The sequence below is a fragment of the Rathayibacter sp. AY1E3 genome (genome assembly GCF_002932235.1).
Lineage (GTDB): Bacteria > Actinomycetota > Actinomycetes > Actinomycetales > Microbacteriaceae > Rathayibacter.
This window is the reverse complement of sequence record NZ_PSVN01000019.1, coordinates 14,444-27,246: the sequence shown is the minus strand read 5'-3', so window position 1 is coordinate 27,246 and position 12,803 is coordinate 14,444. Positions and strand designations below refer to the sequence as shown.

Here is a 12,803-nt window from a genome sequence, read left to right as displayed (position 1 = left end):
ACCCACCCCACTGCGAAGGAGCATTCATGAAGCAGCGCACTCTCGGCGACGTCCAGGTCGGCGCGATCGGACTCGGCGGCATGCCGATGTCGATCGAGGGCCGCCCGGACCGCGAGCGCTCGATCGCCACGATCCACGCCGCCCTCGACGCCGGCGTGACCCTGATCGACACGGCCGACGCCTACCACCTCGCCACCCAGGACGACCTCGGCCACAACGAGCTGCTGATCGCGGAGGCGCTGCGCAGCTACGGCGGCGACACCTCCGCCGTGCTCGTCGCCACCAAGGGCGGCCACCTGCGCCGCGAGCCCGGCCCCTGGGACCAGGACGGCCGCCCCGAGTACCTCAAGGAGGCGGCTCGCGCGTCCGCGAAGCGCCTCGGCGTCGACGCCATCGGCCTCTACCAGTACCACCGGCCCGACCCGGCGGTCCCCTACGCCGACTCGATCGGAGCGCTGGCCGAGCTGCTCGACGAGGGCGTCGTCCTCCGCGCGGGCATCTCGAACGCCGACCCGGACCAGATCCGCGAGGCGCACGGCATCCTCGGCGAGCGCCTGGTCTCGGTGCAGAACCAGTTCTCGCCGTCGTTCCGCTCCAGCGAGCCGGAGCTCGAGCTCTGCGCCGAGCTGGGACTGGCGTTCCTGCCGTGGAGCCCGCTCGGCGGCATCTCCTCGGCGGGCGAGCTCGGCTCGCGCTACTCCGCGTTCGCGGCGGTCGCCGAGGCCCGCGGCGTGACGCCGCAGGTCGTCTGCCTCGCCTGGGAGCTGGCGAAGGCCCCGGTCGTGCTGCCGATCCCGGGCGCCTCCCGCCCCGAGAGCATCCGCGACTCCGCCACGGCGGCCGACCTGGAGCTCACGGCCGAGGAGCTGGCGTCGCTCGACTGAGCCCGTTCATGACGGAGGAGGGATCCGGTCGAGGCACCGGTCCGACGCGGATCGCGGGATCTCGGCGCTGGTCCCTCCTCCGTCGCGAGCACGATCCCGCTCAGACCGCGTCCTGCAGCGGCTGCGGGAGGGCCGAGACGAACGCGCGGGCCGCGGCGCTCGGCCGCTCCGGCACCGCCACCATCGTCCGCCACACCAGGAGCGGATCGGCGAGCGCCACCGCCCGCAGCCCGGCCGGGCGCTTCTCGGCGAAGTGCGCCGGCACGACCGCGATCCCCATGCCGTACTCGACCAGGTCGAGCAGCGTGTGCACGTCGTTCACCTCGAGCTCGACCTCGAACGCGAGGCCGTGCGCCGCGAACGCCCGCGCCGCGAGGTGACTCGCCGCCCAGTGCTCCTGCAGCCCCACGATCGTCTCGCCCGCCAGGTCCGGGATGCGGCAGCCGATGCGGCTCGCGAGCGGGTGACCCGGGCGCACGAGCACCGCGAAGCCCTCGCTCGCCAGCGGCATCGTCCGCACGCCGCCCGGCACGGCTCCGATGTCGGCGACCAGCGCCAGGTCGAGGCGGCCGGCGGCGACGGAGTCGAGCAGCGTGCCGGACCCCTCGTGGATCAGCCGGAGCGCGACTCCCGGGTGCTGCTCGCGGAAGGTCGCGAGCTCGCGCGGCAGATGCACGCCGCCGAGGCACTCCTCCGTGCCGACCGCGAGGCTCCCGCGGAGCACCCCCTGCACGGCGAGAACCGCGTCGCGGGCGGCGAGCGCGCTGGCGACCGATCGCTCCGACTCCGCGAGCATCGCCCGACCGGCCGGCGTCAGCTCGACCCGGCGCGTGCTGCGGGTGAAGAGGGGGCTGCCCAGCTCGCTCTCGAGCGCGCGGATCGACGCCGAGAGGCCCGACTGCGAGATCTGCAGGGCGCTCGCGGCGCGGGTGAAGTGCTGCTCCTTCGCGACGGCGAGGAAGTGTTCGAGCTGACGCAGTTCCATGGGTCCATCCTCGTCGCGCGGGCGGAGGAGCGGGGACCGGACCAGACACTCTCCAGCGGCCGCTCGGCCTGCCTGTGCGGAGCCGGCCGTCGGGTACGGCGGCGGCCGTCGCGAGAGCCGGCCCGGCTCAGGCGTCGGCGGACGAGATCGCGAGGACGATCGCCGTCAGCGTCGCCCGGAGGCGCTCGAGCGACTCGGGCTCCGACTCGTCCTCGAGGATCGACTGCTTCACCGCGTCGTCGTAGCCCGCCACCAGCAGGCGCACGGCGGTCGTCGGCTCGAGGGAGAACTCGCGGCGCACCTGGCGCAGCGCCCCGTGCACGATCTGCACGAGCGAGGCGTCGAAGCCGGCGCGGAAGTCGCGGTACTGCGGAGCGATCCGCGGGTCGCGCAGCGCGAGCAGCTCGAACTCCGACTCGACCACGCACCAGCGGCGGTTGTCGGTGGCAGGACCCTGGAGGAAGTCGAGGATGACCACGGCCAGCGTCTCCGCCGTCAGCGGCTCGTCGACCGAGACGACGCGCGGGATCGTGCGGTCCATCTGCTCGACGAGGGCCGTCACCCGGGCGCCGTTCTCCCGCTCCATGAGCGCGAAGAACAGCTCCTCCTTGCTGGAGAAGTTGGAGTAGAAGGCGCCGCGCGAGAACCCGGCGCGCTCGCAGATCTGCTCGACGGACGCGCTGTGCACGCCGGTCTCGGCGAAGACGTCGTAGGCCGCGTCGAGCAGGCGCTCGCGGGTGCGGCCGCGGCGGGAGGTCTCGGGAGGGGTGGAGTCGATCGCCGTCATCACCAGCCTCCTGCCCGCCCTGTCAACACCTTCGACGCCGTTCACCCTATCCGATACATTCACGTATCGAATACGGTCCTGTATCGGATACGCTCGTGTATCGGAGCCCGGCTCCGCCCTGGTACAGAGACGTATCGCCATCCTCCCCACCCATCGTCAGGAGACCGCGTGTCGTCGCTGCTCTACCGTCTCGGTCGTCGCGTGTACCGCGCCCACCGCCTCGTCGCCGTCCTGTGGCTGCTGATCGTGGTGGCGGGCGGAGGAGGAGCGCTGCTGCTCAACCAGGGCACCGACAACACGTTCTCCATCCCGGGCACGCAGTCGCAGACCGCCCTGGACCAGCTCGAGCGCACCTTCCCCCAGGTCAGCGGCACGTCCGCGCGGTACGTGGTCGTCGCGCCCGACGGAGGCAGCGTCCAGGACGCCGACGTGAAGGGCCCCGTCAGTGACGCGGTCGCCGCGCTCGGCGACGTCGACGAGGTCGCGGCCGTCACGGACCCCTACTCCGACAGCGTCTCCGGCACGATCTCCGACGCCGGGAACGCCCTCGTCATCACCGCGCAGATGGACGGCTCCGCCACCACCACGAGCCCCGAGAGCCGCGACGCGCTGAAGGCCGAGGCGACGACCCTCCAGGACGCGCTGCCCGCCGGCTCCGTGGTCTCGCTCGGCGGCGACCTCTTCGCCCAGAACCTCCCCGGCGTGACCATCACGGAGGCGATCGGCCTCGTGGTCGCCCTCGTCGTCCTCGTGCTCACCTTCGGCTCGTTCCTGGCCGCCGGCATGCCGCTGGTCACCGCGCTGCTCGGCGTCGCCCTCTCGATGTCGGCCATCTTCATCGCCACCCGCTTCGCCTCGATCTCCTCGACCACGCCGCTCCTGGCGCTGATGCTGGGCCTGGCGGTCGGCATCGACTACGCCCTCTTCATCATCAGCCGCCACCAGGACCAGCTGAAGCAGGGCATGGACCCGGAGGAGTCGACCGCGCGGGCGACCGCGACCGCGGGCTCCGCCGTCGTCTTCGCGGGCCTGACCGTGATCATCGCGCTCGTCGGCCTCTCGGTCGCGGGCATCCCGTTCCTCACCACGATGGGCGTCGCAGCGGCGGGCGGAGTCGCGATCGCCGTGGTCATCGCGCTCACCCTGACCCCCGCCCTCCTCGGCTTCGCCGGCGCGCGGCTGCGCCCGAAGGAGCGCCGCGCGAAGAAGAAGGCCGCGAAGGCCGCCGCCGCCGCGGGCACCCACGTCGACACCGAGGCGCACGAGGAGGCGGCGACCGCCTCCCCCGGCGGCCACGTGCACGCCGAGGTCCCGCGCGGGTTCTTCCGCGGCTGGGTCCGGGTCGTCACGCGCTTCCCGATCGTGACGATCATCGCGGTGATCGGCGTGCTCGGCGTCGCGAGCATCCCGGCGCTCAGCCTCCGCCTCGCCCTGCCGGACGCCGGCTACCAGGCCGAGGGCACTCCCGCGCGCACCACCTACGACCTGCTCGCCGAGAACTTCGGCGCCGGCTACAACGGCCCGCTCATCGTCACCGGCACGATCATCGGCTCGACCGATCCGCTCGGCCTGATGGACGACCTCAAGGGCGAGATCGAGAAGCTCGACGGAGTCGCCTCGGTGCCGCTCGCGACGCCCAACGAGACCGCCGACACCGGGATCATCCAGGTGATCCCCGAGGGCGGCCCCGACTCCGAGGCCACCAAGGCGCTGGTCGCCGAGATCCGCGACAAGCACGACTACTTCCAGCAGGAGTACGGCGTCGACCTCGCGGTGACCGGCCAGACCGCGGTCGGGATCGACATCTCGGACACTCTCGCCAAGGCCCTGCTGCCGTTCGGCCTGCTCGTCGTGGGCCTGTCGCTGGTGCTGCTGACGATGGTGTTCCGCTCGCTCTGGGTGCCGATCAAGGCGACGCTGGGCTACCTGCTGTCGGTCGGTGCGTCCTTCGGCGCCGTGGCGGCGGTGTTCGAATGGGGATGGTTCTCGGACGCTCTGCACGTCGACAAGACGGGCCCGATCATCAGCTTCATGCCGATCATCCTGATGGGCGTGCTCTTCGGCCTCGCGATGGACTACGAGGTGTTCCTGGTCTCGCGGATGCGCGAGGACTACGTGCACGGGAGGCCGGCGCGCGCCGCCGTCGAGTCGGGCTTCGTCGGCTCGGCCAAGGTGGTCACGGCCGCCGCGGTCATCATGTTCTCGGTCTTCGCCGCCTTCGTGCCGGAGGGGGACACCAACATCAAGCCGATCGCGCTCGGGCTCGCCGTGGGCGTCTTCGTCGACGCGTTCATCGTGCGGATGACGCTGGTGCCCGCCGTGCTGCACCTGCTCGGCGACCGCGCCTGGCACATGCCGCGCTGGCTCGACCGCATCCTCCCGTCCTTCGACGTCGAGGGCGAGGGCCTCACGAAGGAGCTCGCGCTGGCCGACTGGCCGGAGCCCGGATCCACGGACGTGATAGCGGCCGAGGACCTCCGCCTCGACGGACCCGACGGTCCCGTCTACAGCGGCGTCTCGCTGCGGGTCGCTCCCGGCTCCTCCCTCGTGGTCCACGGGCCGCACCGCTCCGGCCGCACCGCGCTGCTGCTGAGCATCGCCGGTCGGCTCGCCCCCGACTCCGGGCGCCTGAAGGTCGCGGGCCTGGTCGTGCCGATCCGCTCCGCCGCCGTGCGCGGCCGGGTCGGGCTGGTGCGCCTCGCCGGAGCCGCCGACCCCGTCGCCGACGTCCGGTCGGCCCTGGAGTCGGCTCCGCCGATCCTGGTGCTCGACGACCTCGACACGGTCACCGACCCGCAGCTGCGCGGCGCGATCCGGGCCGAGCTCGACGCCGCCCGCGCCGCCGACGACGCGTTCACCGTGGTCGCCTCCTCCGTCGACGCCGAGGCGCTCGACGACCTCCTCCCCTCCGACCGCGGCGTGCTCGCGGTCTCGCCCGCGGCCGAGCGCCGCGCGATCGCAAAGGTCCTCTGACAGATGGCTCTCCTCTCCCTCGAACGCCCCCGCGGCGTCAAGAAGGTGTCCTGGCTGACCCTTCTCGGGATCGTCCTGGTCCCCCTCGTCATCGGCGGCCTCCTGGTGTGGGCGCTGTGGAACCCGACCGAGCGACTCGACACGATCACGGCCGCCGTGGTCAACGAGGACACCCCGGTCGAGATCAACGGGCAGACCGTGCCGCTCGGGCGCCAGCTCGCGGCCGGCCTGGTGACGGGCGGCACCGACTCCGCGAGCTCGGACGCCCCCTCCTCCACCCCCTCGGCGAGCGCGACGCCGTCCGCGAGCACGACCCCGGTGCCCAACGTCTCCGGCTCGGACTCGACGGGCAACTTCACCTGGGTCCTCACGGACAAGGACGACGCCGCCAAGGGCCTCGCCGACGGCAGCTACGCGACCGTCGTGACGATCCCCTCGTCCTTCTCCGCCGCCGCCACCTCGTACTCCGGCGACGCCGCGGAGGCGACGAAGGCGACCATCGACATCGCCACCAGCGAGAAGGCCAAGCTCGTCGACGACGCCATCTCGGCCACCGTGACCAGCACCGCCACGTCGCTGCTCAACACGCAGCTGACCACGGCCTACCTCGAGAACGTCTACGTCGGCTTCAACACCCTCAACGAGCAGATCGGCCAGGCGGCCGAGGGCGCGGGCACGCTCGCCGACGGCGCCGACCAGCTCGGCACCGGCGCCTCCACCCTCGCCGACGGCACCAGCAGCCTCGCCGACGGGATCGACGAGCTCGCCACCGGCGCCTCCTCGCTCTCGGACGGCGTCGGGCAGATCGGCACCGGAGCCTCGTCCCTCGCCGACGGCGTGGGGCAGCTGGGCACCGGAGCCTCCGACCTCTCCGGCGGAGTCGCGCAGCTGGCCACCGGTGCGCGCGGCCTCTCCGGCGGAGTGGGACAGCTCGCGACGGGCGCCCGCGACTCGGCGACCAAGACGACCGCGCTGCAGGGCGGCGCCTCCGACCTGGCCGACGGGCTCGACCAGCTGAGGGAGGGAGTGGTGAGGACCGGCGACGGGACCCAGCAGGTCGCCGCCCTCAGCGCCGGCGCCGCCGCCGCCACTGCGGGGACCTTCGAGGCGCTCAGCGCCGCGCTCGAGGGCTGCGAGACGACGCAGTGCCTCGCCGCGCGCGCCGTCATCGCCTCGGCGGGCGGACCCACCGGCGCGACCACCCTCGCCACGACGACCGCGGGAGCCGTCGCCGGGATCGACGCGGGCATCCGCCTCGGCGGCGACGGGCAGCCCTCGCTGATCGACGCGGTCGGGCAGTCCGCCACCGGCGCGCGCACTCTCTCGGGGGGCATCGGACAGCTGTCCGGCGGCCTGACGCAGCTCGCGGACGGCGCGGACGACGCCGCGGACGGAGCGTCCCAGCTCGCCGACGGCCTCGACACCACGGCGGCCGGGTCCGCGCAGCTCGCGACCGGCGCCACCACCGCCGCGGCCGGCGCCCGCGACCTCGCGACCGGCGCGACCACCGCCGCGGGCGGTGCCGCCGACCTCGCCGCGGGAGCCTCCTCCGCCGCCGACGGAGCCGACCAGCTCGCCGACGGCGCGAGCGGGGTCTCGGACGGCGCCGTGCAGCTCGCCGACGGCACCCGCACGCTCGCGACCGGCCTCGACGCCGCGGTCGCGCAGCTCCCGACCTACACCGAGTCGGAGTCGACGAACCTCGCCGACGTCGTCTCGGACCCGGTCGAGAACGCGAGCAGCGCGACCGACCTGTTCGGAGCCTCCAGCGTCCCGTTCTTCGCGACGATCGCCCTCTGGCTCGGCGCCCTCGCGACGTTCCTGGTGCTCGCGGCGTTCTCGCACCGTGCACTCTCCTCGACCCGCTCCTCCGCGGCGCTCGCCCTCTCCTCCTACGTGCCGGCGCTCGTGATCGGCGTGGTGCAGGGACTCGCGGTCGCGATCGTGATGAGCGGCGTCGCGGGCCTGGAGCCGGGCCGCTGGGTCGGCTTCGCCCTCCTGGCGATGCTCACCGGCGCCTCGTTCGCCGCGGTGAACCAGGGGCTGGTCGCCCTGCTCGGAGGGATCGGCCGCTTCCTCGCGATGGTCGCGGCGGTGATCGCGCTCGGCGCGGGCATCATCTCGACGGTCCCCGGGCTGTTCGACGACGTGCTCGGGTTCCTGCCGCTCTCGGCGGCGCAGAACGCGCTGTCCGGAGTGGTCGAGGGCACCGACGGCACGGCCGGCGCCGTCGTCGGCCTGGTGATCTGGCTGCTGTTCGGGCTGCTGCTCACCGTCGCCGCGATCGCCCGTCGCCGGGTCGTCTCGGTCCGCGCCCTGCACCGCACCGCGGAGGCGTAGGCCGCGCCTCGCGCCACTCCTCCCCCGAACCGGGGACGGGTGGCGCGAGGATCGCGCCACCGACGCGCCTCTCCGGGCGACCGGTCCCGGCCGGGGCTAGCCTGACGCGATGGAGTCGGAACCGATGGCGATCCGGACGCGACGGGTGTACGGCCCGTCGGTCCTGCGACGCCTCCGCGCCCTCCTCCTGCGGCTCCTCGGCGCCGGCCTCGCGGCCGTGCTCATCCCGTTCGCCGTCCTCGCGGACCGCCGCGGCGTCCTCGACGAGTCGGTGCTCGCGCTCGGGCTCCTCGCCCTCACCGTCGTCATCGGACTGGCCTCGGCGGTCTCGCTCTTCGTCGTCTCCCCCACCCGCGTGATGACGACCGAGACGCAGGTCGTGCTGATGCGCGGCCGCCGCCGCCGCGAGCAGTGGCCCCGCCGGTCGGTCCGCTTCCTCGAGTCCGCCGACGGCGACGGCTTCGTCGCCTGGTGCCGCGGAGACGGAGTCGAGGTCCGCTGCGGCCACTTCCGCCCGGAGGACCTCGCCGCCCTGCTCGCCGACCTCGGCGCCGCCGCCCGCGTCCGCGACGCCCTGCCGCCCGCTCTGGCCGGGCCCGCCTCGGCCGTCCGCTTCCGGCCGCACCGCGCTCCGCTCCAGCGCCGGGCGGTCGCCCTGGTCGTCGTCGCCACGGAGGCGTTCGCCGCCGGCGTCCTGGCCGTCGCCCTCGCGGGATCCCCGTCGGGCGACCGCGCGCAGATCGCGCTGGGGGCGGTCGTCGTGGCGCTCTCCCTCCCGCTCGGGCTGGTCGCCGCGCGGCTGGCGCTGCGGCCCGGGCTGCCGGGCTCGATCGTGGTGTCGGAGTCGGCCATCCAGATCGACGGGCTGATCTTCCCGCTCGAGGCTCTGCGCTCGGTCGTCGCCTCGAGCCCGACGGGGAGCCGGAGCCTCCGCCTGACCCTCACCGAGACGAACGGCCGCATCACGGAGGTCCCCCTCGGGCTGCGGGTGCCGACGCTGCGGCGCGACCAGCTCTTCCCCGACTACCCGCTGCTGCTCGGCGTGCTGCGCGAGCGCACGGCGGGGCTGCTGCGGATCGAGGGCTGAGGCTCAGTCCTCGGCGCCGTCGGCGATGCGCTGGTGGTGGTGGATGACCTCGGCGACGATGAACCCGAGGAACTTCTCGGCGAACGCCGGGTCGAGGTGCGACTCCTCGGCGAGCGCCCGCAGCCGCGCGATCTGGCGCGCCTCGCGCTCGAGGTCCGCGGCGGGCAGCCCGTGCGCGGCCTTCAGCCGGCCGACCTTCTGCGTGAACTTGAAGCGCTCGGCGAGCAGGTGGATCAGCGCCGCGTCGATGTTGTCGATGCTCTGACGGATCTGCACGAGCTCGGCCCGCGCCAGGGACTCCTCGTGCGACGGCTCCTCGTGCGACAGCTCCTCGGTCATGCCCCGACCCTAACGGACCGCCCCCGGACACGACGACGGCCCCTGCCCGGAGTCCGGGAGGGGCCGTCGAGAGGGCCCGGTCAGTCGACCAGGTTGATCTGCACGGGGATGTTGCCGCGGGTGGCGTTGGAGTACGGGCAGAGCTGGTGCGCCGCATCGGCCACCTTCTGCGCGTCCTCGGAGCTCGCCTTCGGCACGTAGACGTCGAGCTCGACCGAGAGGCCGAAGCCGTCGGAGTCGTTCTTCCCGATCGAGACGCTGGCCGAGACGGCCGCGTCGGTCGTGTCGATCTTCAGCTGGCGACCGGCTCCGTGCAGGGCGCTGAGGAAGCAGGCGGAGTAGCCGGCCGCGAACAGCTGCTCGGGGTTGGTCCCCTCGCCGGAGCCGCCGAGCTCCTGCGGGGCGCGGGTGTCGAGGTCGAGACGGTCGTCCTCGGTGCGGACGTGGCCGTCGCGTCCTCCACCGGAGGCGTGGGCGATGGCGGTGTAGAGAGCATCCATCCCCCCATCCCACCACTCGGCCGCCGTGAGTCGGGTGAACGCGGGATGCACGTCCGTGCGTTCTCCCGGGAATCCCCCTCGGGAACGCTCCGGGGAGCGTCAAGCCCCTCCCCCTCGGCGCCCTCCGGGTGTGCGGTGGAGGGACACCGACCCCGACCGGCGCGAGCCGGAGAACGGACACGAGCATGCGAGCACTCACCTGGCAGGGCATCGAGAAGGTCTCGGTCGAGACCGTCCCCGACCCCCGCATCCAGCAGCCGACCGACGCGATCGTCCGGATCACCTCGACCGCGATCTGCGGCTCCGACCTGCACCTCTACCGCCTCCTCGGGCCCTACATCGACCGCGGGGACGTGCTCGGCCACGAGCCCATGGGCGTCGTCGAGGAGGTGGGCTCCGGAGTCACCACCCTGAAGCCCGGCGACCGGGTCGTCGTGCCCTTCACCATCGCCTGCGGCGAGTGCTTCATGTGCCGCCGAGGGCTGCAGTCGCAGTGCGAGACGACGCAGGTCACCGAGTACGGCTCGGGAGCGGCGCTCTTCGGCTACACGAAGATGTACGGCCAGGTCCCCGGCGGGCAGGCCGAGCTGCTCCGCGTGCCGCTGGCCGACTACAACACGATCGTCGTCGGCACGGACCTGCCGGACGAGCGCTACCTCTTCCTCAGCGACATCGTGCCCACCGCCTGGCAGGGCGTGGAGTACGCGCAGGTGCCCGACGGCGGGACCCTGGTCGTCTTCGGACTCGGCCCGGTCGGCCAGTTCGCGGCGCGGATCGGCGCCCACCGCGGCTACCGCGTCCTCGCCGTGGAGCCCGTCGCCGAGCGGCGCGCGATGGCCGAGCGGTACGGCGTGGAGACGTTCGACCTGTCCGACGACATCGCCGCGCAGCTGCGCGACCTCACGGACGGGCGCGGCCCCGACTCCGTCGTCGACGCGGTCGGCATGGAGGCGCACGGCTCGCCTGTCGGCTCGTTCGCGCAGTCGATGGCGGGGCTCCTGCCCGACCCGATCGCCCGCAAGGCGATGGACACGGTCGGCGTCGACCGCCTCGCCGCAGTGCACGCCTCCCTCGACCTGGTGCGCCGCGGCGGCACCGTGTCGCTGAGCGGGGTCTACGGCGGAGAGGCCGACCCGATGCCGCTGAAGTCGATGTTCGACAAGCAGGTGACGGTGCGGATGGGCCAGTGCAACGTGAAGCGCTGGATCGACGACCTGCTGCCGCTGGTGGAGGACTCCTCCGATCCGCTCGGCGTGATGGACCTCGTGACCCACCGGGCGCCGCTCGAGGACGCTCCGGCCCTCTACGAGACCTTCCAGAAGAAGGAGGACGGCTGCATCAAGGTCGTCCTGCACCCCTAGCCGGGGAACAGCGAAGGCGGCGCCCCCCGAGGGGAGCGCCGCCTTCGCGGTACTGCCGAGACCTACTTGAAGACGTCCTTGACGTCCTCGCCGGCCTTCTTGGCCGAGGCCGCGGCCTGGTCCTTCTGGCCTTCGGCCTTCAGGCTGTCGTCGTTCTTGTGGTCGCCCAGGGCTTCCTTCGCCTTGCCGGCGATGTCCTGAGCGGCGTTCTTGATCTTGTCATCGAGCCCCATGGTGGTGCCTCCTTCGCTGATCGTTGGCACGACCGTAGGACCGGGAACTGCCCGCTTCCTGGGAGCGGGAAGGGGCTTGCCCGGGTGCCCGCTGGACTGCGATGATTCGCGCCCTCGACCGGTGCCGGCCGGTCGAGGGCGCGGGATCAGGTCGCCGGGGTGGCGGACTCGGACGGAGCGGACTGCGAGGGCGCGTTCGTGGGCGTCTGCGACGATCCGTCGTCGGCGCTGGTGGGCACCGCGCTCCCCGACTGGTACGGCGTCTGGGCGTCGCCGGTGCAGCCGGCCAGCAGGCCGATCGTCAGGGCGGAGGCGCCGAGCGCCCCGAGGACCCGTGCGGCGCTCACTTGCCCGTCACCGCGTCCTTGACGGCCCCCACTGCCTTCTCGACGATGTTCGGCTTCGGGTCGGTGCCGTAGAGGCGCTCGTCCGGCTGCGTGGGCGGAGGCATCGGGACGTTGCCGCCGGGCTCCGCGACACGGTAGCTGAACTCTCCCTTGCCGTCCGGGGTCGGGCCCGAGGCCCAGCTGCCCTCGGAGGCCGCTGCTCCGTCCGAGAAGTTGATGTACTCGTACGACACGGAGCGCTCCTCCTTCGAGATCGGGAAGTTCGAGGGCACGGGCAGGTCCTCCCGGCCCTCCGCGCGCAGCTCGGCGGCCGCCGCGATCCACTGGTTCTGGTGCATGGTGTCGCGGGCCAGGAGGAACGACAGGAGGTCGCGCACGCCGTGGTCGTCGGTCATGTGGTAGAGCCGGGCGACCTGGAGCCGGCCCTGCATCTCCGCGTTCGCGTTGGCGGTGAAGTCGGCCAGCAGGTTGCCGCTGGCGGTGATGTAGGAGCCCTGCCACGGGTTGCCCATGCTGTCGACGGGGCGCGCGCCGGCGCCGGCCACGATGGCGTGCTGCACGTCGGAGCCGCCGATGACCGCCGCGAGCACGGGGTCCTTCTTCATCGCGTCCTCGGACTGCTCGACCGGGGCCTTCTCGAGCAGCTGGGCGATCATCACGGCGATCATCTCGACGTGGCCGAACTCCTCGGCGCCGATGCCGAAGAGCAGGTCCCGGTACTTGCCCGGGTCGTGGGCGTTCCAGGCCTGGAAGCCGTACTGCATCGCCACGGTGATCTCGCCGTACTGGCCGCCGAGCACCTCCTGGAAGCGGCGGGCGAAGACCGCGTCGGGCTTCGAGGGCGTGGACGTGAACTGGAGTTCCTGACGGTGGAAGAACATGACTGGTTGCCTTTCCGGGGTAGCCGGGCGGATCCGGGTGCGGACGTCCGATGTCTGTCCTCTCGACGGTAGGGAGCCCTGTTCGC

General features: G+C 73.0%; 12 protein-coding genes. 5 read left to right on the top strand and 7 right to left on the bottom strand.

All coding sequences use genetic code 11. The features are described 5' to 3' along the window. Positions 1-26: 26 nt before the first annotated feature. Entirely contained in the window at positions 27-884 is an 858-nt protein-coding gene (locus C5C53_RS14085; RefSeq protein ID WP_104267808.1) for an aldo/keto reductase, read from the top strand. Between the two features lie 100 nt (positions 885-984). On the opposite strand, the gene C5C53_RS14080 is transcribed toward C5C53_RS14085, so the two are convergent. Together C5C53_RS14080 and C5C53_RS14075 are read right to left on the bottom strand one after the other, a co-directional pair. After that, on the bottom strand, positions 985-1,869 hold the full coding sequence (locus C5C53_RS14080) for a LysR family transcriptional regulator (protein ID WP_104267807.1): 885 nt from the start codon (positions 1,867-1,869) through the stop codon (positions 985-987). Between the two features lie 127 nt (positions 1,870-1,996). Next, positions 1,997-2,656, bottom strand: a complete 660-nt coding sequence (locus C5C53_RS14075) for a TetR/AcrR family transcriptional regulator (protein ID WP_181127774.1) — start codon at positions 2,654-2,656, stop codon at positions 1,997-1,999. Between the two features lie 168 nt (positions 2,657-2,824). On the opposite strand from C5C53_RS14075, the gene C5C53_RS14070 reads away from it, so the two are divergent. The 3 genes from C5C53_RS14070 to C5C53_RS14060 all read left to right on the top strand — a co-directional run bounded on the left by C5C53_RS14070 (position 2,825) and on the right by C5C53_RS14060 (position 9,056). Further along, a complete protein-coding gene (locus C5C53_RS14070; RefSeq protein WP_104250664.1) occupies positions 2,825-5,629 on the top strand; it encodes an MMPL family transporter in 2,805 nt (934 codons plus the stop codon). Positions 5,630-5,632: 3 nt separating this feature from the next. Further along, positions 5,633-7,969 carry a YhgE/Pip domain-containing protein gene (locus C5C53_RS14065; protein WP_104222758.1) on the top strand — a complete coding sequence of 779 codons (2,337 nt, stop codon included), beginning with the start codon at positions 5,633-5,635 and terminating at the stop codon, positions 7,967-7,969. A 109-nt stretch (positions 7,970-8,078) separates the two neighbouring features. Further along, complete coding sequence (locus tag C5C53_RS14060) at positions 8,079-9,056, top strand: hypothetical protein (protein ID WP_146076942.1); 978 nt, start codon at positions 8,079-8,081, stop codon at positions 9,054-9,056. Positions 9,057-9,059: 3 nt separating this feature from the next. Here the strand turns inward: C5C53_RS14060 and C5C53_RS14055 are convergent, their stop codons facing one another. Both C5C53_RS14055 and C5C53_RS14050 read right to left on the bottom strand, forming a co-directional pair. Beyond that, on the bottom strand, positions 9,060-9,395 hold the full coding sequence (locus C5C53_RS14055) for a chorismate mutase (RefSeq protein WP_104222760.1): 336 nt from the start codon (positions 9,393-9,395) through the stop codon (positions 9,060-9,062). An 80-nt stretch (positions 9,396-9,475) separates the two neighbouring features. Next, positions 9,476-9,895, bottom strand: coding sequence for an organic hydroperoxide resistance protein (locus tag C5C53_RS14050; RefSeq protein ID WP_104222761.1), 420 nt, complete (start codon positions 9,893-9,895; stop codon positions 9,476-9,478). Positions 9,896-10,080: 185 nt separating this feature from the next. Here C5C53_RS14050 and C5C53_RS14045 point away from each other — a divergent pair, with 185 nt between their 5' ends. Further along, positions 10,081-11,256: a zinc-dependent alcohol dehydrogenase gene (locus C5C53_RS14045; protein ID WP_104222762.1), complete on the top strand. Its 1,176-nt coding sequence runs from the start codon at positions 10,081-10,083 to the stop codon at positions 11,254-11,256. 62 nt (positions 11,257-11,318) lie between these two features. On the opposite strand, the gene C5C53_RS14040 is transcribed toward C5C53_RS14045, so the two are convergent. The 3 genes from C5C53_RS14040 to C5C53_RS14030 form a co-directional block, all read right to left on the bottom strand. Further along, complete coding sequence (locus C5C53_RS14040) at positions 11,319-11,489, bottom strand: CsbD family protein (RefSeq protein ID WP_104222763.1); 171 nt, start codon at positions 11,487-11,489, stop codon at positions 11,319-11,321. 146 nt (positions 11,490-11,635) lie between these two features. Then, positions 11,636-11,836, bottom strand: coding sequence for a hypothetical protein (locus C5C53_RS14035; RefSeq protein ID WP_104222764.1), 201 nt, complete (start codon positions 11,834-11,836; stop codon positions 11,636-11,638). Beyond that, positions 11,833-12,717 carry a manganese catalase family protein gene (locus tag C5C53_RS14030; RefSeq protein WP_104222765.1) on the bottom strand — a complete coding sequence of 295 codons (885 nt, stop codon included), beginning with the start codon at positions 12,715-12,717 and terminating at the stop codon, positions 11,833-11,835. Before C5C53_RS14030 ends, C5C53_RS14035 begins: the two co-directional genes overlap by 4 nt. Positions 12,718-12,803: the final 86 nt, after the last annotated feature.

What these genes read in the sequence shown, in the direction of transcription:
- C5C53_RS14085 (WP_104267808.1), top strand. Translation starts at nt 27, where the DNA reads ATGAAGCAGCGCACTCTCGGCGACGTCCAGGTCGGCGCGATCGGACTC.
- C5C53_RS14080 (WP_104267807.1), bottom strand. Translation starts at nt 1,869, where the DNA reads ATGGAACTGCGTCAGCTCGAACACTTCCTCGCCGTCGCGAAGGAGCAG.
- C5C53_RS14075 (WP_181127774.1), bottom strand. Translation starts at nt 2,656, where the DNA reads ATGACGGCGATCGACTCCACCCCTCCCGAGACCTCCCGCCGCGGCCGC.
- C5C53_RS14065 (WP_104222758.1), top strand. Translation starts at nt 5,633, where the DNA reads ATGGCTCTCCTCTCCCTCGAACGCCCCCGCGGCGTCAAGAAGGTGTCC.
- C5C53_RS14060 (WP_146076942.1), top strand. Translation starts at nt 8,079, where the DNA reads ATGGAGTCGGAACCGATGGCGATCCGGACGCGACGGGTGTACGGCCCG.
- C5C53_RS14055 (WP_104222760.1), bottom strand. Translation starts at nt 9,395, where the DNA reads ATGACCGAGGAGCTGTCGCACGAGGAGCCGTCGCACGAGGAGTCCCTG.
- C5C53_RS14050 (WP_104222761.1), bottom strand. Translation starts at nt 9,895, where the DNA reads ATGGATGCTCTCTACACCGCCATCGCCCACGCCTCCGGTGGAGGACGC.
- C5C53_RS14045 (WP_104222762.1), top strand. Translation starts at nt 10,081, where the DNA reads ATGCGAGCACTCACCTGGCAGGGCATCGAGAAGGTCTCGGTCGAGACC.
- C5C53_RS14040 (WP_104222763.1), bottom strand. Translation starts at nt 11,489, where the DNA reads ATGGGGCTCGATGACAAGATCAAGAACGCCGCTCAGGACATCGCCGGC.
- C5C53_RS14030 (WP_104222765.1), bottom strand. Translation starts at nt 12,717, where the DNA reads ATGTTCTTCCACCGTCAGGAACTCCAGTTCACGTCCACGCCCTCGAAG.